Raw genomic sequence first — 20,123 nt, 5'->3', positions numbered from 1 at the left:
TTACAGGAAGCGGTAAGGTAAAGTACCAGCACACCAACAAGAGACACAGACTTACACAGAAGGATACAAAGCGTAAGAGAATCGCTCGTAACGCAGGTGTAGCTGACTGCACAAATGCACCTACAATCAAGAAGCTCGTTCCTTATATGTAATGTGAAGCGGAAGTATCGTTCCGCAAAGTAAGAGCAATTCCCGTAATTTTAATTTTGGAGGTAAAAGACTATGGCACGTATTAAAGGTGCAATGATGACTCGTAAGAGAAGAAACAAGACTTTAAAGCTTGCTAAGGGCTACTGGGGCGCTAAGAGCAAGCACTTCAAGATGGCTAAGCAGGCCGTAATGAAGTCAGGCAACTATGCATACATCGGAAGAAAGCAGAAGAAGAGACAGTTCAGACAGCTTTGGATCACAAGAATCTCAGCTGCTGCAAAGCTCAACGGCATGAACTACTCAACATTCATGAACGGCTGCAAGAAGGCTGGTATCTCTCTCAACAGAAAGATGCTCTCCGAGATCGCTATCACAGATGCAGCAGGTTTCACAGCAATTGCTGACAAGGCAAAGGCTGCTCTTTAATTCAGATAATAAACACGCTTCTTATTAATTTAAGAGCGTGTTTTTGTTAATTCGTAAATTCATAATGCGTAATTGGCAGGCTTCCTGCGGTTACGCATTACGAATAAATACAGGCGGTGTTGTGCTGTTGGAAAACATCATCACTTCAAAAGATAATCCCACTGTCAAGCTGTATCAGAGGCTCTCTTCTTCAAAAAAAGAAAGGCTCCAGTACGGCTTATTCGTGTTGGAGGGGCAGAGAATAGTAGAGGACGCTCTGCGCGAGGAAAGCGGCATAACTCAGCTCATACTTACGCAGAAAGCGCAGGAGCGCTTCGGTGAGGAGCTTTTACAGGCTGATTTGAGGAGCACAAGGACTATTGTCATTTCAAATGAGCTTGGTAACAGGATCGCTTCAACTGACACTACTCAGGGAGTATTTGCCATGTGCAGGATACCCGTTCAGCGCAGAGTGCGTGATATAGTTCACAGCGGAGGCAGATACATTGTACTGTTCGGCTTGCAGGACCCGGGGAATGTCGGTATGATAATAAGGACCGCAGACGCTCTCGGCATAGACGGAGTCATACTCTCGGGATGCTGCGACCTGTACAGTCCGAAGGTCATACGCTCCACTATGGGTTCTGTTTTCAGGATGGATACAGCGATCGAAAACGACGCGGATGCGCTTTTCTCGGAGCTTGACGAAGCAGGCGCCGTTACTTCTGCGGCTGTTATCGACAAGGACGCCGTTCTTGTTACGGAGTGCGGCTTTGAGGGCACTCAGGCGGTATTCATCGGCAATGAGGGCAACGGACTGCCGCAGGATATTGCACAGCGCTGTACAAGAAGGATAACGATACCCATGCATGGGAATATAAACTCTCTCAACGCGGCAATGGCTGCGGGTATTCTCATGTGGGAGCTTAGAAAATAAGTAATGAGTCACTTGCAGGGCAAGCATGGGACTGCAATGAAAAAAGGGGGGCTTTACTGTGGATGAGACAAAATACTGGCTTTGGCTGAATATGGTATTCGGCACGGGAAATCACCGTATATGGGAGATAATGAGCTTTTTTCGAAATGCAGAGAAGGCTTATTATGCACTTACCTCCGACAATTCCGTGGTGAGCCTCAATGAAAATGAAAACAAGAATGTTTTCGGAGTTCCGCTGCATAATGCGGAGACCTTCCTCGAAAACTGCAAAAAACGCGGAATAGGTGTGATATGCTATAGCAGTCAGGAGTATCCCGCACAGCTCAGGCATATCTACAATCCGCCCTCTGTTATATATTACAGGGGCAATATATCCTGCCTTCAGACCGATATTACCGTTACCGCAGTCGGTACGCGAAAAGCTGACAGCTACAGTCTTAAGGCTGCAAAGGAGATATGCTCGGAGCTTTCCGCAAGAGGAGCCGTGATAATAAGCGGCTTTGCTGTGGGAATAGACCTTGCGTGCAGCATGGCTGCCGCAGAGATAGGCAGACCTACTGCCTGTGTTATGGGCTGCGGAGTAGATGTTGACTACCCGAAGCAGAATTTTGCTTACAGGGATACCATACTTGCGGCAGGAGGAGTATTTATATCCGAATTTCCGCCGGGAACTCAGCCCTATGCTCCGAATTTTCCGAAAAGGAACAGGATACTGGCTGCTCTCGGAATGGCTGTGGTGGTATTTCAGGCAGGTGCAAAGAGCGGTTCGGTAATAACCGCAAACCTTGCCGCAGGACAGGGCAGAGAGGTGCTGTGTCTGCCGCCTGCCGATATTTTCAGCGGCGGGTACGCGGGCAATATAAAGCTGCTGCGTGACGGCGCACTGCCAATGTATGACGCTTCCGACGTAATGGACTGCATAACGGGCAGAAAAGAGCAGCTACCGCCTCAGTATATGGCGAGAACGTCAGCTTCGGCGGATATGGCTGAGGATATTTCTGCCGTTAGCGATATGATGTATGAACAGGACAATATCCCAGTGAGACAGGAAAGAACAGTTCGTGAGCAAAGGTATACCGAGCTTCCCGATGACCTGTCCGCACAGCAGAAGCGAATAGCCGAAGCCCTTGAGAACGGGGCGCTCCATGCAGATGAGCTGGCTCAGAGCCTTGAACTCGATCCGTCGGAGCTCATGACCGAGCTTACTGAGCTTGAGATATTCGGCGTAGTCCGTTCGCTTCCGGGGAAAATGTTTGAACTTATAAGGTAAGGGGAAAGACCAATGTCAGATTTAGTTATAGTAGAGTCGCCTGCAAAGGCAAAAACTATTCAGAAATATCTTGGTGCAGGTTATGAGGTCATAGCTTCTATGGGCCATGTCCGCGACCTGCCCAAATCAAAGATGGGTGTCGACAAGGATAACGATTTCAAGCCGCAGTACACCGATATGAAGGGCAAGGAGGACGTTATCAAGGAGCTGAAAAAGCGCGCAAAGAAGTGCGACAAGGTATATCTCGCTACCGACCCCGATCGTGAGGGAGAGGCTATATCATGGCATATAGCTCAGATGCTTAAGCTCGACATGAATGACAACAACAGAGTTGCCTTCAATGAGATCACCAAAACAGGCGTAAAGAACGGCATGAGCAATCCTCATAAGATAGATGTGGATCTTGTCAACGCTCAGCAGGCAAGACGTATCCTTGACAGACTTGTGGGCTATGAGCTCAGTCCGTTCCTGTGGAAAAAGGTAAAAAGAGGCCTTTCGGCAGGACGTGTGCAGTCTGTGGCTGTACGCCTTGTAGTTGACCGTGAAAACGAGATAAGGGCTTTCGTTCCCAAGGAGTACTGGTCTATCGACGCGAAATTCACAGCTCCTTCGTCAAGGAAGGTCTTTGACGCCGCACTTGTTGCAGTTGACGGCGAGAAGCTTGAGATCGCAAATCAGGCGGAAGCCGACGATCTTCTCAAAAGACTTGAAAATTCCGATTACGTTGTAAAGTCTGTGAAAAAGCGCATCACCAAGAAGCAGCCTGCACCGCCGTTCATAACTTCTACTCTCCAGCAGGAGGCTTCACGAAAGCTCAGCTTCAGTGCAAAGCGCACCATGAAAGCAGCACAGGAGCTTTACGAAGGTGTGGACGTACAGGGTGTCGGCGCTGTAGGTCTTATCACATACATGAGAACGGACAGCCTGCGTATATCCGATGAGGCAAAGAAGGCTGCCGCCGAGTATATCGGAACTGTTTACGGCAGTGATTATCTGCCGCCCGAGCCGAGAAGCTTCAAGACCAAGAGCAACGCTCAGGACGCCCATGAAGCTATACGTCCCTCGACTCCCGAGCTCACTCCCGAAAGAGTAAAATCCAGCCTCAGTGCCGATCAGTATAAGCTCTATAAGCTCATATGGGAGCGTTTCATTGCAAGCCAGATGGCAAACGCTCTTCTTGATACGGTATCTGCCGATATAGATGCAAACGGCTGTACATTCAGAGCTTCGGGCTACTCTGTAAAGTTTGACGGATTTATGGCGCTTTATGTTGAGTCCACAGATTCCGAGGACGGAACAAAGAAAATGCTTCCCGAGCTCAGCGAGGACGATAAGCTCAAACTCAAGTCTATCTCGGGAAATCAGCACTTTACACAGCCGCCTCCGCGTTATACGGAAGCTTCGCTGATAAAAGCACTTGAGGAAAACGGCATAGGCAGACCGAGTACTTACGCTCCGACTATTACTACCATCACTGCTCGCCGCTATGTGGAGCATGAGGGCAAGGCTCTCAGACCCACAAACCTCGGTGAAGTCATTACGGAGCTCATGAAGGATCACTTCAAGAAGATAGTAGATGCAAAGTTCACAGCCGAAATGGAAAACAACCTCGATGAAGTCGAGCACGGCGAGAAGAACTGGGTAAGCACTCTCCGCGAGTTCTACGACGACTTTTCAAAGACACTGAAACAGGCTGAGGAAGCTATGGACGGCAAACGCGTGAAGGTACCCGACGAGGAGACCGACGTGGTATGCGAGCTCTGCGGAAGAAATATGGTAATAAAGTACAGCAAGTACGGAAAATTCCTTGCCTGCCCCGGATTCCCCGAGTGCAAGAACACGAAGAAGATAGTTACTGAGGCAGACGGAAGCTGTCCGCGCTGCGGAAAGAAGATGCTGCTGAAAAAGTCAAAGAAGGGCAGGAGCTTCTACGGCTGCGAGGGCTTCCCCGATTGCAGCTTTATGACATGGAACGTCCCTACACCCGAGCTTTGTCCTCAGTGCGGCAAGACACTCTTTATGAAGGGCGGCAAATCAGGAAAGCTCGTCTGTGAGACAGAGGGCTGCGGCTATGAAAGAGAGCTGAAAAAATGAGCGTATGCGTGAATGTTATCGGTGCGGGACTTGCAGGCTGTGAAGCGGCATGGGCTGTCGCCGAGGCAGGGATAAATGTAAGGCTTTACGAAATGAAGCCCGAAAAATACTCTCCTGCACATAAATACAGCGGCTTTGCGGAGCTTGTATGCTCAAATTCGCTGAAAGCGGAAAGGCTTGGATCAGCCGCGGGACTTCTCAAATACGAAATGGAGCTCCTCGGTTCTCTCACAGTTCCCTGTGCAAAGGCTAATTCCGTCGAAGCAGGAGGAGCTCTTGCAGTCGACCGCGAGAAATTCTCCGATGCGGTTACGGAAAAGATAAAGAGCCATCCGATTATTGAAGTCATAGGCGGTGAGGTGACAGAGCTCCCCGAGGGAACGACAATTATCGCCACAGGTCCTCTTACGCAGGGCGCTATGGCTGATATAATAAAGGAACTTTGCGGCGAGGGGCTCAGCTTTTACGACGCTGCCGCTCCTATTGTCACAGCTGAGAGCATAGATATGGAAAGAGCCTTCTTCGCTTCACGCTATGACAGAGGCGATGCGGATTACGTAAACTGCCCCATGAACAAGGAGGAGTACCTTGCCTTCTACAATGCGCTCATTGGAGCGGAGAAAGTTCAGCTCAAGGACTTCGAGACACACCCATTCAGCGTTTACGAGGGCTGTATGCCTATCGAGGAGCTTGCATCACGGGGAGTGGATACCATGCGTTTCGGACCTATGAAGCCTGTAGGCATCGATGATCCGCGCACGGGCAGGAGACCCTATGCGGTGGTTCAGCTAAGGAAAGAGAACCGCGAGGGTACGCTTTTCAATCTTGTGGGATTTCAGACAAACCTGAAATTCGGCGAGCAGAAGCGTGTATTCTCCATGATACCCGGACTTGAAAATGCCGAGTTCATGCGTTACGGCGTTATGCACAGGAATACTTTTATCAACAGTCCCGAGCTTCTCAACAGTGATTTCTCCATGAGAAGCCATCCCGATATATACTTTGCGGGACAGATCACGGGCGTCGAGGGATATATGGAAAGTGCGGCAAGCGGTATCATCGCAGGTACAGCCGCTGCAAGAAAGATAAAGGGACTTGAGCCCGTTCAGCTCCCTGCCGATACCATGACAGGAGCATTATCGCGCTATGTCAGCGACCCGTTCAACAGTGGAAGCTTTCAGCCAATGGGCGCAAATATGGGAATACTTCCCGACATCGGCGTGAGGATCAAGGACAAAAAGGAACGCTACGGCGCATATGCAGAGCGTGCGGTAAGATCGCTGAGAGGAGAGCTGGAGAGAATTGGCTGTAAAGGTAATAGTTGACGCTTTCGGAGGAGACAACGCTCCTCTGGAAGTGATAAAGGGCTGCGAAAGGGCAGTCCGTGAGCTGGGGGTGGATATCATACTCACAGGCAGGGAAAATGAGATAAGGGACTGTGCCGCAAAAAACGGCATAAGCCTTGACGACATGGAGATAGTCCATACCGATGATGTTTTTGATATACATGAAGAACCGAAGGAGATAATCAAGTCGGGGAAGAATTCCTCAATGGCTGTCGGACTCGGGCTTCTTGCCGAGGGCAGGGGCGACGCCTTTGTTTCGGCAGGCAGCACGGGAGCTCTCGTTATGGGAGCTACCTTCATCGTCAAGCGTATCAAAGGCATTAAACGGATAGCGCCGTCACCTGTGATGCCCGCAGACAAGGGCAGCTTCGTGCTTGTTGACGCAGGTGCGAATACAGAGTGCCGCCCCGAGATGCTGGTGCAGTTCGCAGTAATGGGCAGCGCTTATATGGAAAAGGTAATGGGTATAGACAACCCGAAGGTTGCACTGCTCAATATCGGCTCCGAGGAGACAAAGGGCAGAGATCTGGAGATAGAAGCCTACAAGCTCCTTGAAAAGTCGGGGCTGAACTTCGTCGGAAATATCGAAGCAAGAGATATGCCCAAGGGCGAGGTACAGGTAGTCGTTACCGACGGCTTCACGGGAAATATAGCATTGAAGCTCTACGAGGGCATGGGCAGCTTTTTCTCAAAAAAGGTGAAATGGCTCTATTCGGGAGCAGGAAAGATAGGCGCTCTGCTCTCATTGAAAAAAATAAAGACATTCCGCAAACAGATGGACTACAAGGAAGTGGGCGGTTCGGCGCTTTTAGGCGTAAAAAAGCCTGTTATAAAGGCGCACGGAAGCTCGGACGGAACGGCGTTCTTCAATGCCGTAAGGCAGGCGAAGCGCTGTGTCGAGGGTAATGTCGCAGGAGTGATAGAGAATTACGTATCCCGTATCGGTTCTGCGGACGAGGAGTGATACTATGGAAGAGCTTGAAAGATTTGAAGAAATAATCGGCTATAAATTCAAGGATATACAGCTGCTTAAGCAGGCACTGTCGCATTCGTCATACGCAAACGAGAAGAAACGTCCCAACGGAAGCAATGAAAGGCTTGAGTTCCTCGGTGACAGTGTGCTTTCGATAGTTGTTTCGGACTTTTTATACAAAAACCTTAACGTCGCAGAGGGTGAGCTCACAAAAATGAGAGCTTCACTTGTATGCGAGAAGTCACTGCATATATTTGCACAGCAGATAGAGCTTGGAAAATTCCTACGCCTCGGAAAGGGCGAGGAAAACACAGGCGGCAGGGAGCGGCCTTCCATACTTGCTGACGCCTTTGAAGCGGTCATAGCTGCTATTTACCTTGACGGCGGTATGGTGCCTGCATCAAAGCATATCCTGCGTTTCATGCCAAAGGATATACGTCACGCTAAAAAGCCTGTTTTCAATGATTTCAAAACGGTTCTGCAGGAGGTCGTACAGAAAAACCCAGAGGAAAAGGTTGAATATGTTCTTATCGGTGAGGAGGGCCCCGACCACAACAAGCGTTTTGTGGTAGAGGTTTGCCTTAACGATCAGGTCATAGGCAAGGGCACAGGCAAGAGCAAAAAGGAAGCCGAGCAGCTTGCCGCAAAGGAAGCTCTCGAACTCATGGGCTATGAAGCACAGTAACATATCCATATTCATCCCGCACATCGGATGTCCGCATAAGTGTTCATTCTGCGACCAGAACACCATAAGCGGTGCTCAGCATCTCCCTGACGGCAATGAAGTGAGGGAGATATGCGAAAGGGCAATGACTGAGGTAAAGTCTCCCGAAAATACGGAAATAGCCTTTTTCGGCGGAAGCTTCACGGCTATCCCGCGGGATTATATGACGGAGCTGCTTGAAGCTGCTTATGGATTCGTGGGCGAGGGAAAGTTCAAGGGCATACGCTGTTCTACACGTCCCGACTGCATAGACTTCGAGGTATTGCAGCTCCTGAAGGGCTATGGTGTTACGGCAATAGAGCTGGGAGCGCAGTCAATGGACGATGAAGTGCTTGAACTGAACGAGCGCGGTCATACGGCGGCAGATGTTGAGAATGCCTGTGAGCTCATACGTGCATTCGGTTTTGAACTTGGCTTGCAGATGATGATAGGCCTTTACGGCAGCACTCCGCAGAAGGAGTGGGCTACGGCAGAGAGGATAGCTTCGCTTTGTCCCGATACCGTAAGGATATATCCTGTAGTTGTGCTGAAAAATACCCGTCTCGGGGAGCTCCTTCTCTCGGGCGAGTACGTTCCCTTCAGCTTTGAAAAGGCAGTTGACATAGCCGCTTCGGCTATGACCATGTTTGAGGGCAGCGGCATAAGCGTTATAAAATGCGGACTTCACGCCAGCGAATTCGTAGAGCATGATATGATAGGCGGCTTCTATCACCCTGCTTTCCGTGAGCTGTGCGAAGCCCTTATATACCGTCATAATATGGAATTTGTCCTGAAAAGCGAAAATATCTGCGGCAGCGCCGTTATAGCTGTCAATGACAGATGCATAAGCAAGGCTGCGGGACAGAAGAGATCTAACATCGCCTACTTTGTAGAGCGCGGTGTTGACATAAAGATAGAGGGGGATAAGGATATCCCCAAGTATGAATGTGAACTGAGGAGGTGAGCTATTGTACCTTAAATCACTGGAAATACAGGGCTTCAAGTCCTTCCCGGACAAGATAAGTCTGACCTTTGACAAGGGACTTACCGCCGTTGTCGGACCAAACGGAAGCGGAAAAAGCAATATAGGCGACTCCGTCCGCTGGGTTCTCGGAGAGCAGTCCACAAAGACTCTCCGAGGCAACAAGATGGAGGACGTTATTTTCTCGGGAACAGTTGCGAGAAAGCCTATGGGCTTTGCCGCAGTTACGCTGAATATAGACAACCGTGACAATACCATACCCGATATAGGCGACGAGATAGCCGTTACAAGAAAGCTCTACCGCAGCGGCGAGAGCGAATACCAGATAAACGGCAAGCCGTGCCGTCTCAAGGATATAAACGAGCTGTTCATGGACACAGGTCTCGGACGCGACGGCTACTCCATCATCGGACAGGGACGTATTGCGGAGATAGTGGGAGCGAAAAGCTCCGAGCGCCGCGATATCTTTGAAGAAGCGGCAGGTATCTCGAAATTCAGGTACAAAAAGCTTGAAGCTGAGAGAAAGCTCACCGCAGCACAGGAAAATCTTCTTCGCCTTACGGATATTCTTTCCGAGCTGGAAGGCAGAGTAGAGCCACTGCGTATACAGTCGCAGAAAGCGGAGAAGTTCATCAAGCTTGCGGAAGAGCGCAAAAGGCTGGAAATATCCGTATGGGTGACACGCCTTGACGAGATGAAACTGAAGCTTGACGAGCTTGACGGAAAGATACTCGTCAGCAAGAACGAATATGAGAATATAGAGAATGACATACAGCGCGAGGAGCAGAAGATAGCTGACGGCATAAGGAAAATGCAGGAGAGCACCATGCGCGCCGACGAGCTCCGCAGAAAGATGCTGGAAGAGGAGCAGACCGCTTCCGAAATGAAGTCCGGTATCGCCGTTCTTGAAAACGATATAAAGCACTGCAATGAAGCAGTTGAGGCTGCACAGAGAAATATCGACAATGCCGAGGAAGCAAAAAAGGCTCTTGAGGAAGAGCGCAAGGCTGCACTCAGAGGGCTGGAGGAGCTTGAAGAACAGAAGAAAGCTCTTGAAGCCGAGATAAAGTCGGCGGAGGAGAGCTTTGAAAAGGCAGAGAGCGAAAGCTCGAAGCTTGGCGACTCGGTCGACAAGGCAGGCAGCGAGATAAGCGGTATGTACATCAGACAGAGCGAGTACCGCTTTACAATAGAATCTTCAAAGTCCATGATACAGGAGCAGACCGAGCGTCTGAGCGCTCTCCGCGAGAGCAGCGGCAGTCTCGGCAAAAAGCTGGAGGAGTATGACACGCAGACAGCTTCCGTAAAGGAACAGGCTGAGAAGAATGTTTCAAGGGCTGAGGAGATACGCAACAAGCTCAGCGGACTTGAAAGACTTTACAAATCACGCCGCGAGGGCTTTGAACAGGCGAAGAACGATTTTGAGCGGGCTCTTTACGAGCTTAAAGACAAGCAGCAGCGCCGAAAGATACTCACCGACCTTGAAAACAACATGGAAGGCTTTGCAGGCAGTGTAAAACAGGTGCTGAAGGCTTCAAAGCAGGGACGTATCGGCGGAGTTATGGGAACAGTCGCTCAGAATATCGGAGTTGAGCCCGAGTACGCTGTTGCCATTGAGACAGCTCTCGGCGGTGCTATGCAGAATATCATAGTCGAGAACGAGGATATCGCAAAGCGCTGTATCCGCTTCCTTAAGGAGCAGAAGGGCGGCCGTGCAACTTTCCTGCCCATTACATCGGTAAAGGGCTATGAGCTCCGCGAGCAGGGACTTGAAAACTGCGAGGGCTTTGTTGCCAACGCGAATAAGATCGTTACCTATGACCCGAGGTTCGGCGGCATAATAGCTTCTCTGCTGGGACGTATAGTCATTGCGGAGGATATAGACACTGCTACACTTATTGCAAAGAAATACGGCTACAAGTTCAAGATAGTAACTCTTGACGGTCAGGTCATAAACGCAGGCGGTTCGTTCACCGGCGGTTCGGCGCAGCGTTCGGGCGGTATAATAACCCGAAAGAACGAGATAGAAACTCTTGACGGCGAGATAGCAAAGCTCGAAGCAGAGAGGGATACTCTCCGCGAAAGAGCCGAAAGGCTCCGTGCAGAGGCTGAGAAGCTGCGCTTTGATACGGAAGCTGCCAAGGAAGAGCAGACAGGCTGCGAGGCAGAGAGGGTACGCATAGAAGCAGAGCTCACAAGTCTTGCTTCAATGGCGGAGCAGATACGCATACAGTCAGAGGACTCGGAAAGGCTTATTTCCGAGACGGAACAGCGTATCGAAGCCGCTCGTCAGAATATTACGGATTCCGAGAAGGCTCTTGCCGAGACCGATGCAGAGATAAAGGCTGCCGAGGAGAAGCTTGCCGAGGGTCAGGATATCCGCGAAAAGCTTCGTGTACAGCGTGAGGAGCTGTCCGACAGGCTGTCCGAACTGAAAATAAAGGGCATGGAGCTTGCAAAGGACGTTCAGGCTCAGGAGCTGGAGATCACACGTATAGACAGCAGAGCCGAAGAGCTGAAAAGCGGCGCAAAGCAGTTTGAGGACGAAATATCCCGTCAGAAGGACATAATAGCGCAGAAAGAGTCCGAAATTGAAGGACTGAAGCAGAAGCTTGCCGATTTCAAGGACAATACCGCTGTTTACAATGCCGAGATACAGCGCTGTCACGATACGCATACAGAGCAGAACCGTCTTGTGAACGAGATGCAGAACGGTCTCAAGGCTATAAACGAGACCAAGGAGAAGCTCTCCGCAGACGTTACCCGTCTGGAAGAGCGCAGGGATACTGTATGCCGAGATACGGACAATATCATCAGGCAGCTCATGGAGGTCTACGAGCTTACACGCTCGGAGGCAGTTGCCATTGCCGAGAAGATAGATGATATGAATGCTGCTCAGGCGGAGCTCACAGCTATCAAGAACAAGATACGCGCTCTCGGAAGCGTAAACGTAGATGCTATCGAAGAATACAAGGAAGTTTCCGAGCGCTACCGCTTCATGTCGGAGCAGATAGCAGACGTTCAGAAGTCAAAGACAGAGCTTGAAAAGATAATCACAGACCTCACATCCGAGATGTGCAGGATATTCTCGGAGAGCTTTGCGATCATAAACTCAAACTTCAAGAGCATATTCGTTGAGCTTTTCGGCGGCGGAAAGGCGGAGCTCATACTCACAGACCCCGAAAACGTGCTTGAATCGGGCATAGAGATAAGCGTAGCGCCTCCCGGAAAGGTCATAAAGAACCTTATCTCATTGTCGGGAGGAGAGCAGTCATTCGTAGCTATAGCAATATATTTTGCCATACTCAAGCTCAGACCTGCGCCGTTTTGTATACTTGACGAGATAGATGCGGCACTTGATGAAGTAAACGTAAGAAAGTACGCTCAGTACCTGAAAAAATTCACCGATACGACACAGTTCGTGCTCGTAACTCACAGAAGAAGCGCGATGGAGGAGGCAAATGTGCTCTATGGCGTTACCATGCAGGAGGACGGTATATCCAAGCTCCTGAAAATGGAACAGGTGGATTTCCAGGAGGAAGCTGCGGACGTTCAGTAAAAATATTTGTCACATTTTCGCAGGTCACTGCGATATTATAATTGGAACTTATTTGGAGGGCATACATGGGACTTTTTTCTAAGATATCCAGTGGTCTGAAAAAGACCAAGGAATTCCTTTTCGGCGGAATACAGCGAGTTCTCAACAAGTTTACCGTTATTGACGAGGACCTTTTTGACGAGCTCGAGGAACAGATGATAATGAGCGATATCGGAGTTGAGACCTCCGAGGAGATATGCGACAGGCTCCGTAAGAAGATAAAGGAGCGCGGCATCACCGACCCGAAGGAGATAATGGGACTTATCCACGAGGTCATCGCTGAGATAATGGGCGATGATACGGGACTCGACCTTTCAGTATCTCCCGCAGTTATCATGGTCATCGGCGTCAACGGCGCAGGAAAGACCACGACTATCGGAAAGCTCTGTCATCAGCTGAAGCAGGAGGGCAAGAAGGTCCTTGTTGCGGCTGCTGATACCTTCCGTGCAGCTGCCATAGATCAGCTGGAGGTATGGACCCAGCGGGCAGGTGTTGATATAGTTAAGCACGCCGAGGGCTCAGATCCGGGAGCGGTAGTTTACGACGCTCTTGAAGCCGCAAAGGCAAGGGGCTGCGATGTAGTCGTAATAGATACCGCAGGCCGTCTCCATAACAAGAAGAACCTCATGGAGGAGCTTAAAAAGATAAACCGCATCATCGACACAAAGGCGGGAGAGTGCTCAAGGGAGATACTTCTCGTGCTCGATGCCACAACAGGACAGAATGCCGTAAATCAGGCAAAGCTTTTCAGCGAAACAGCTCCTATCACGGGAATAGTTCTTACAAAGCTGGACGGTACAGCCAAGGGCGGTATCGTAATATCCATAAAGAACGAGCTGGGAATACCAGTAAAGCTCATTGGCGTAGGCGAAAAGATAGACGATCTCCAGCCATTCGACAGCAGTATGTTCGTTGATGCACTCTTTACATTCACGGAAGAGCCCGAGGAGGACGAAGAGGAAGAAGAGACCGAGGCCGAGTCTGAGGACTACACCGAGGATACGGAAGAAGCCGAGGATATCGTTGAGGTCGACGGAGTAAAGGGCTATTATAACGAGTACGGCGCTTTCATTCCGTATGAGGAAGACGAGGCTGAGGAGTACGAGGAAGAGCCTGAGGATAATTCCGAGGAAGAAGAAACAGAAGAAGCTGCCAATGATACCGAAGCAGAAGTACAGGCGTTTACGGAAGCTGATACCGAGGAAGAGGACGAAGAAGCTGAGGACAGCTCTGTAAATGATGAAGATGCAGACGAAGATGAAACAGACGATGAAGCTTCTGACGAGGAAGAGCAGGAAGATGAGGCAGAAGCCGAGCCTGAGCCCGAAAAGAAGAAAAAGAAGGGATTCTTCAGCAGACTTTTCGGCAGAAAGGACGACGAAGATGATAACTAAGCTCGTTATGGCAACAAACAACACAAACAAGCTCCGCGAGGCGAGGGAGATACTCTCACCTCTCGGCATAGAGGTGCTGTCACAGCGTGAAGCGGGTGCGAACTGCGACCCCGAGGAAAACGGCGCCACATTTGCGGAAAATGCCCTTATCAAGGCAAGAGCTGTATACGAAGCTGTAAAGCTCCCTACTATAGCCGATGACAGCGGTCTCTGCGTAGCTGCACTGGACGGACGTCCGGGAGTATACTCCGCAAGGTACGCTCCCGAGGGACAGCACTGTGCAAAGCTCCTTGAAGAAATGAAAGACGTCCCCGAGGATAAGAGGACAGCGTCATTCAATTGCAGTATAGCATATATTGACGATGATGAGGTCAAGGTGGTAGGCGGCGGCTGTATAGGACGAATCGGCTATGAAATGCGCGGCACCAACGGCTTCGGCTACGACCCTGTGTTCATGGTAGGAGAGAAAAGCATGGCGGAGCTGACCGCAGATGAAAAGAACGCAATAAGTCACAGAGGTGCGGCTCTGAGAGGGCTGTACAAGTACCTGAAGGAAAGATTTGGTGAATAATATGCTTACAAGCAAGCAGAGAGCGTACCTGCGCGGTATCGCTTCCACATACGAGACCATATATCAGGTGGGCAAGGGCGGAGTTACCGAAGCTATGTGCAGGGATATCGCAGAAGCCCTCCGCAAGAGAGAGCTCATAAAGCTCAAGGTCCTTGACAATTCGGGCTGGACCGCAAGGGAAGCTGCCGATGCTGTCGCAGAGCAGACAGAGTCCGAGGTAGTACAGGTAATAGGCAATAAATTCGTGCTTTTTAAGCGCAACGAGAAGGAACCCGTAATAGAAAATATCCCCAAGGCTAAGTAACAAAGGTTCTGATAATAAGCAGCAGGTCTTTGAAAATCTGCGGAAATGAATGGAGTGATGATATGATCTTATACAGACCCGTGGGCTCGGCTGAGCTTGATCTCATAGCTGAAAGCGGCTACAGGGCTTTTCCGCCGAGACTTCCCGATCAGCCTATATTCTATCCTGTCCTTAATGAAAGATATGCCGCGGAGATCGCGGAAAAATGGAATGTAAGGTCTAACTCCGAGCATAAGGGCTATATAACGCGCTTTGAGGTAGACGACGAATTCTGCGGGAAATATAAGGTGCAGACTGTCGGAAAAAGCTATCATCAGGAGCTGTGGGTGCCTGCGGAGGAGCTGGAGGAATTCAACAGCCATATCATCGGAAACATCAAGGTCATAAAGGAATACGGAGAAGAATGAGCATATAACAGGTTCGGAGGTGTCAGATGAAAACAGGTATATACGGCGGAAGCTTCAATCCCGTACATAACGGACATATCCACCTTGCGGAAACTGCTGTGAAGGAGCTGGGGCTCGACAGGCTGTATCTGGTGCCGTCAAAGAAGTCGCCCCACCGTTCCATGGCGGAATATGCTCCCGACAGCGACAGGCTTGAAATGCTCAGGCTTGCGGTAAAGGAAAAGGATAAGCTCTTTGTCAGCGATTACGAGATTAAAAGCGACAGAGTGAGTTATACTATATACACAGTCGAGCATTTCCGCAGGGAATTTCCAGAGGACGAGCTGTTTCTGCTGGTAGGCAGCGATATGCTCCTGAGCTTTGACACATGGCATCGTTTTGATGAAATTCTCGGCAGTGTAACTCTCTGTGTGGTGTCACGTGAGAGCGGCGACCTTCCCGCACTGAAAAAAAAGGCTGAAGAGCTCGGAAAATACGGGAAAATCATAGTTTCCGAAGCATCTCCCACAGTGATCTCAAGTACGGAGGTCAGAAAAAAAATTGCAAAAAATGAGGATTTTACTTGCTATCTTGACAAAAATGTAGTACAATATATAAGGTCTCTCGGATTATATTCAGTCAGAGGTGAGGATGTTTTGCAGTATAACCACGAGGATAAAAAGAAGATACTTAAGGCTCGTCTGACCGCAAAGCGCTATACCCATTCCCTTAATGTTGCGGATGAGTGCAGAAAGCTTGCGGAAAAGTATGGAGAGGACCCCGACAAGGCATATTTTGCGGGACTTCTTCATGATATATGTAAAGAGCTCCCCGAGGAAGAGCAGAAGGCTCTTGTCCTTGAGAGCGGATATACTGTCTGCCGGGAGGAAATGGAGACACGTTCGCTCCTTCACGGTATCGCAGGCGCTTATTATGTTAAAAAAGAGTTCGGAGTCGAGGATATAGATATACTCAATTCCATAAGATTTCATACAGTCGGCAGGGCAGGGATGTCCCGCCTTGAGGAGATAGTCTACATCGGCGACCTTGTTTCTGCCGAAAGAGACTATAAGGACGTCGATAAAATGCGTAAGCTCGCATATACCGACCTTAACACCGCAATGCTGGAGGCATTTGCGTTTTCAATGAAGTCTGTTATAAAAAAGGGCGGAGTTATCCCGATATGTACCGTTGAAGGCTACAATTTTTATACGAGACTTCTTAAGGAAGAGAAAAAATAATGGCATTTTGAAAAGAGGATTCAAATGAAACGAGAGGAACTTAATCAGGAGATAAATATAGATATACCTGAAGCTCCGAAGCAGCCAAAGCCGCTTCGCAAGCTTAAGAAAGTAGATCAGAGACCGAGAACGACAGTGGTGCTCAACGAGTACCGCGGACTTCATGAGTCTCCTTCCATAGATATCAGCATAGGCGATGAGGATGAACGTCCGAAGCGCTCACCCGAACAGCAGACCTATCACGGACTTCATGAGAAAAAGGGCGAAAAGCCTTCGGAAAGCGGTAAAAAGCAGGGAAGCGGCAAAAAGAGCAAAAAGGATATCATTGTGAAGATATCCTCTGTAGCGGTCAGTATCGCCGCTATAATCGCGCTTTGCCTGAATATGCCAATACTTTGGTACAAAAAGAGCGGTCAGCCCGATGAGAGAGTTTCAATACTCACATATTTTAAGCGCTGGCAGCCTACTGTTGATATCGAGGGCGAGCTTGAAACTCCTACAATGGAGCTCAATGTCGATACCGAGGTCGTAAACGAGGATTTTACCGACGGACTGGATCTTCCACAGCTCATAGAGGGTCAGTACACGGTGCTTTTCCTCGGATTTGACGAGGATGTGGAGAATACCGATGTTATATGGATATGTCAGTTCGATATCGCAGGCGGAAAGCTCAATATCCTTCAGGTTCCCCGTGACAGCTCGATGCTGTATTACACGAGCAATGAAACGACCAAGATCAACAGTGTATACGCATGGGGCGATCCCGAGGTGAGCAACATCCAGCGAGTTGTAAACTGCGTTCAGGAATGCTTCGGCATACCAATAGACGCATATATCACCACAGCCTGCTTTGATATCAGGGATATCGTAGATCTTGTAGGCGGAATCCCCATGACTATCGACAACGAGATAATGTATGAGGCTGACAAGATAATACCTGCGGGAGATCCGGTCACTCTTACAGGTGAACAGGCAGAGTGGTTCGTCCGCTTCCGTCACGACTGGCTGCAGGGCGATATCGGACGAGTACAGAACCAGCGCCGCTTTATGGTTGCTGCCATGCAGAAGATGCTCAGCATAGTAAAGGACGAGGGAAAGATAAAGCTTTACAGCTACCTCAATACTATATACAAAAATAAGTGGATAGCTACAAATATGAGCGTTGAAGATCTCAGCAAGCTTGCTGATTTTGGCTCGACTCTTACTATGGACAGTGTTATGGTAAATATGGTACCGGGCGAAGATGCGGACTATTATGTAAACAGTAAGGATTTTTACAGTATTTACTCTATCCACAAGAGAGCTACAATAGATATGCTCAACGAGTATTTCAGACCGTATCAGAACCCGATGCTTCTCTCAGAGAGCAATATCGTCGAGTTCGTAGAGGAATACAATTACAGCTATGACACCTATGATGACATGGGCGCTACCTTCAAGGAGCTTGAAAAGGCTACGGAGCCGCCACGTGCCACTGACTATTAATGATCCCAAGGAAAGGTGAAATGAATGACCGAGCAGGAAAAACTTGAACTTATAATAAAAACTCTTGATAACAAAAAAGGCGAGGATATACAGGCGATAAAGATATCCGATCTTACTATACTTGCCGATTACTTCGTTATCGTCAACGGTAACAGCAATACCCACGCAAGGACTCTTGCGGACGAGGTTGAGTTCGTACTTTCGCAGAAGGGCATAGAGCCGCTGCGACGCGAAGCTGATACGGGAAATACATGGATCATACTGGACTATGCTGATATCATAGTCCATGTATTCTACAAGGATACAAGAAACTTCTACAAGCTTGAGGGCTTGTGGGCTGACGGAGAGCAGCTCGACATCAGCAGTCTCATCACAAAGGAGTAAGCAATGCGGACAAATGATACAAAGGGACGTATGCTGTGTATCATTATCGGCGTATACCTTATAGCAAAAGCAGTGCTGAACATGGTCATAGGCGGAGGCTTCAGCTTCAGTGATATGTTCATAGCGGCAGGACTTGCCGTTATGCTGCTGACGGGCTTCAAGTACTTCAATTATATGGCTGCGGCAGTGCTTGCGGTGATAGCGCTGATATATCTTCCGCAGAACATATCGAATATCGGCACCAACTGGTTATATCTCATAGAGGGAATACTTGATATCGGCTGTGCGGTGCTTTTATGCGTACAAAAGAATATCAGGCAGCATTTTACAAAAACTGTAACTATCAATAATTAAATAAAGGAATGATATTAAATGAGCAGATATGATTTCACGTCTGTTGAAGCCAAATGGCAGAAATACTGGGAAGAACACGAGACCTTCAAGACTGATGTATGGGATTTCAGCAAGCCTAAGTTCTATGCGCTTGATATGTTCCCTTATCCGTCGGGAGTAGGTCTCCACGCAGGTCATCCCGAGGGATATACCGCTACGGACATCGTTTCGCGAATGAAGCGTATGCAGGGCTATAATGTCCTTCACCCAATGGGATATGACTCCTTCGGACTTCCTGCCGAGCAGTATGCCGTAAATACGGGAAATCACCCAAATGGCTTTACTCAGGAAAATATCAAGACTTTCTCAAAGCAGCTCAAGGAGCTTGGCTTTGACTACGACTGGTCAAAGATGGTAGCTACGTCCGATCCCGAGTTCTACAAGTGGACTCAGTGGATATTCAAGCAGCTCTACAAGGACGGCTATGCCAAGTATATAGATATGCCCGTAAACTGGTGCGAAGAGCTGGGAACAGTTCTCTCCAACGACGAGGTCATCGACGGCAAGTCCGAGCGCGGCGGCTTCCCTGTAGTCAGAAAGAACATGAAGCAGTGGGTAATCGACCAGCCCGCATTCGCTGAGAAGCTCCTTGAAGGACTCGACGAGATAGACTGGCCCGAGTCCACAAAGGCTATACAGCGAAACTGGATAGGCAAGTCCACAGGCGTCGAGGTAGAATTTGACATCGTTGGCGGCGGAAAGTTCTCTATTTTCACCACCTGTATCGAGACTATCTACGGTATCACATTCATGGTTCTCGCTCCCGACGGAGCTATCACAGAGAGCCTTCTTGACCGTGTTCAGAACAGGGAAGAGGTCGAGGCTTACATTGCAGAGACCAAGAAGAAGAACGACATGGACCGTACAGAGCTCAACAAGACCAAGTCAGGCTGCGAGCTCAAGGGTGTAACCTGTATAAATCCCGTAAACGGCAAGGAAGTCCGTATGTTTATCGGCGACTTCGTACTTGCAAGCTACGGTACAGGCGCAGTTATGGCTGTTCCGAGCCACGACCAGCGTGACTTCGAGTATGCCATTGCACATAATATTGACATGATTCAGGTAATCGACGGCAAGGACGGTCACATCGACGTTTCCGAAGCCGCTATGGAAAAGACCGAGTACCTCGGCAAGGGCTACAAGCTCATCAACTCCGAGGAGTTTACAGGTCTTACCGTTGAGGAAGCCAAGGAAGCTATCACACAGAAGCTTGAAAAAATGGGCAGAGCTAAGCGCACTGTCAACTATCACTTCCGCGAGTGGATATTCGCACGTCAGCGCTACTGGGGCGAGCCTGTTCCGATAGTTCACGGCGAGGACGGCGAGATACACGTTCTTGACGATGAAGAGCTGCCGCTCATTCTTCCCGAGCTTGACGATTACAAGGGCAAGAACGGCAAGGCTCCCCTTGAAAATGCAACAGAGTGGAAGAAGTATGACAAGAACGGCATAAAGGGCACACGCGAGACCTCAACTATGCCCGGAAGCGCAGGTTCGAGCTGGTACT

General features: G+C 49.3%; 18 protein-coding genes and 1 pseudogene. All 19 read left to right on the top strand.

Annotated elements, in window-relative coordinates; all coding sequences use genetic code 11:
* On the top strand, positions 1 to 152 hold a 152-nt coding region (locus Q0R37_RS09810), incomplete at its 5' end, for a 50S ribosomal protein L35 (protein WP_294753898.1).
* 70 nt (positions 153 to 222) lie between these two features.
* The gene (gene rplT / locus Q0R37_RS09805) at positions 223 to 576 is read left to right on the top strand and encodes a 50S ribosomal protein L20 (protein ID WP_294753896.1); all 354 of its coding nucleotides are present in this window, start codon (positions 223 to 225) and stop codon (positions 574 to 576) included.
* A gap of 127 nt (positions 577 to 703) precedes the next feature.
* Positions 704 to 1,492 (top strand): RNA methyltransferase, encoded by a 789-nt coding sequence (locus Q0R37_RS09800; RefSeq protein ID WP_294753894.1) that lies wholly within the window; start codon positions 704 to 706, stop codon positions 1,490 to 1,492.
* A gap of 58 nt (positions 1,493 to 1,550) precedes the next feature.
* A complete protein-coding gene (gene dprA / locus Q0R37_RS09795; RefSeq protein ID WP_294753891.1) occupies positions 1,551 to 2,762 on the top strand; it encodes a DNA-processing protein DprA in 1,212 nt (403 codons plus the stop codon).
* A gap of 12 nt (positions 2,763 to 2,774) precedes the next feature.
* Positions 2,775 to 4,856, top strand: a complete 2,082-nt coding sequence (topA, locus tag Q0R37_RS09790) for a type I DNA topoisomerase (RefSeq protein WP_294753889.1) — start codon at positions 2,775 to 2,777, stop codon at positions 4,854 to 4,856.
* Positions 4,853 to 6,181 (top strand): methylenetetrahydrofolate--tRNA-(uracil(54)-C(5))-methyltransferase (FADH(2)-oxidizing) TrmFO, encoded by a 1,329-nt coding sequence (trmFO, locus tag Q0R37_RS09785; protein ID WP_294753886.1) that lies wholly within the window; start codon positions 4,853 to 4,855, stop codon positions 6,179 to 6,181. The genes topA and trmFO overlap by 4 nt, the downstream gene beginning before the upstream one ends.
* Positions 6,159 to 7,166 (top strand): phosphate acyltransferase PlsX, encoded by a 1,008-nt coding sequence (gene plsX, locus Q0R37_RS09780; RefSeq protein WP_294753883.1) that lies wholly within the window; start codon positions 6,159 to 6,161, stop codon positions 7,164 to 7,166. The genes trmFO and plsX overlap by 23 nt, the downstream gene beginning before the upstream one ends.
* 4 nt (positions 7,167 to 7,170) lie before the next feature.
* On the top strand, positions 7,171 to 7,860 hold the full coding sequence (gene rnc / locus Q0R37_RS09775; RefSeq protein ID WP_294753880.1) for a ribonuclease III: 690 nt from the start codon (positions 7,171 to 7,173) through the stop codon (positions 7,858 to 7,860).
* Positions 7,814 to 8,842, top strand: a complete 1,029-nt coding sequence (locus Q0R37_RS09770; RefSeq protein WP_294753878.1) for a radical SAM protein — start codon at positions 7,814 to 7,816, stop codon at positions 8,840 to 8,842. The genes rnc and Q0R37_RS09770 overlap by 47 nt, the downstream gene beginning before the upstream one ends.
* Before the next feature lie 4 nt (positions 8,843 to 8,846).
* Entirely contained in the window at positions 8,847 to 12,419 is a 3,573-nt protein-coding gene (gene smc, locus Q0R37_RS09765) for a chromosome segregation protein SMC (RefSeq protein ID WP_294753875.1), read from the top strand.
* A gap of 65 nt (positions 12,420 to 12,484) precedes the next feature.
* Positions 12,485 to 13,384: pseudogene (ftsY, locus tag Q0R37_RS09760) on the top strand (signal recognition particle-docking protein FtsY); the annotation flags it as partial.
* 457 nt (positions 13,385 to 13,841) lie between these two features.
* A complete protein-coding gene (gene rdgB, locus Q0R37_RS09755; RefSeq protein ID WP_294753872.1) occupies positions 13,842 to 14,423 on the top strand; it encodes an RdgB/HAM1 family non-canonical purine NTP pyrophosphatase in 582 nt (193 codons plus the stop codon).
* 1 nt (position 14,424) lies between these two features.
* Positions 14,425 to 14,727 (top strand): ribosome assembly RNA-binding protein YhbY, encoded by a 303-nt coding sequence (gene yhbY / locus Q0R37_RS09750; protein ID WP_294753869.1) that lies wholly within the window; start codon positions 14,425 to 14,427, stop codon positions 14,725 to 14,727.
* A 62-nt stretch (positions 14,728 to 14,789) separates the two neighbouring features.
* The gene (locus Q0R37_RS09745; protein ID WP_294753867.1) at positions 14,790 to 15,134 is read left to right on the top strand and encodes a hypothetical protein; all 345 of its coding nucleotides are present in this window, start codon (positions 14,790 to 14,792) and stop codon (positions 15,132 to 15,134) included.
* A gap of 26 nt (positions 15,135 to 15,160) precedes the next feature.
* Complete coding sequence (locus Q0R37_RS09740; protein WP_294753864.1) at positions 15,161 to 16,354, top strand: nicotinate-nucleotide adenylyltransferase; 1,194 nt, start codon at positions 15,161 to 15,163, stop codon at positions 16,352 to 16,354.
* A gap of 24 nt (positions 16,355 to 16,378) precedes the next feature.
* On the top strand, positions 16,379 to 17,839 hold the full coding sequence (locus Q0R37_RS09735; protein WP_294753861.1) for an LCP family protein: 1,461 nt from the start codon (positions 16,379 to 16,381) through the stop codon (positions 17,837 to 17,839).
* Positions 17,840 to 17,863: 24 nt separating this feature from the next.
* Positions 17,864 to 18,223: a ribosome silencing factor gene (rsfS, locus tag Q0R37_RS09730; protein ID WP_294753859.1), complete on the top strand. Its 360-nt coding sequence runs from the start codon at positions 17,864 to 17,866 to the stop codon at positions 18,221 to 18,223.
* 3 nt (positions 18,224 to 18,226) lie between these two features.
* A complete protein-coding gene (locus Q0R37_RS09725) occupies positions 18,227 to 18,577 on the top strand; it encodes a hypothetical protein (RefSeq protein WP_294753857.1) in 351 nt (116 codons plus the stop codon).
* 18 nt (positions 18,578 to 18,595) lie between these two features.
* Positions 18,596 to 20,123 (top strand): leucine--tRNA ligase (gene leuS, locus Q0R37_RS09720; RefSeq protein WP_294753855.1); only part of this gene is annotated, 1,528 nt, incomplete at its 3' end.

It is taken from the genome of uncultured Ruminococcus sp. (assembly GCF_946415235.1).
Taxonomy (GTDB): domain Bacteria; phylum Bacillota; class Clostridia; order Oscillospirales; family Ruminococcaceae; genus Ruminococcus.
Note: the sequence above shows the minus strand (reverse complement) of the source record. Positions and strands in the feature narration are given on the sequence as shown.

Excerpts from the sequence above, each read along its gene's own strand:
- Q0R37_RS09740 (WP_294753864.1), top strand. The coding sequence starts at position 15,161 with ATGAAAACAGGTATATACGGCGGAAGCTTCAATCCCGTACATAACGGA.
- topA (WP_294753889.1), top strand. The coding sequence starts at position 2,775 with ATGTCAGATTTAGTTATAGTAGAGTCGCCTGCAAAGGCAAAAACTATT.
- rsfS (WP_294753859.1), top strand. The coding sequence starts at position 17,864 with ATGACCGAGCAGGAAAAACTTGAACTTATAATAAAAACTCTTGATAAC.
- Q0R37_RS09735 (WP_294753861.1), top strand. The coding sequence starts at position 16,379 with ATGAAACGAGAGGAACTTAATCAGGAGATAAATATAGATATACCTGAA.
- rplT (WP_294753896.1), top strand. The coding sequence starts at position 223 with ATGGCACGTATTAAAGGTGCAATGATGACTCGTAAGAGAAGAAACAAG.
- Q0R37_RS09745 (WP_294753867.1), top strand. The coding sequence starts at position 14,790 with ATGATCTTATACAGACCCGTGGGCTCGGCTGAGCTTGATCTCATAGCT.
- yhbY (WP_294753869.1), top strand. The coding sequence starts at position 14,425 with ATGCTTACAAGCAAGCAGAGAGCGTACCTGCGCGGTATCGCTTCCACA.
- trmFO (WP_294753886.1), top strand. The coding sequence starts at position 4,853 with ATGAGCGTATGCGTGAATGTTATCGGTGCGGGACTTGCAGGCTGTGAA.
- rdgB (WP_294753872.1), top strand. The coding sequence starts at position 13,842 with ATGATAACTAAGCTCGTTATGGCAACAAACAACACAAACAAGCTCCGC.
- rnc (WP_294753880.1), top strand. The coding sequence starts at position 7,171 with ATGGAAGAGCTTGAAAGATTTGAAGAAATAATCGGCTATAAATTCAAG.
- Q0R37_RS09725 (WP_294753857.1), top strand. The coding sequence starts at position 18,227 with ATGCGGACAAATGATACAAAGGGACGTATGCTGTGTATCATTATCGGC.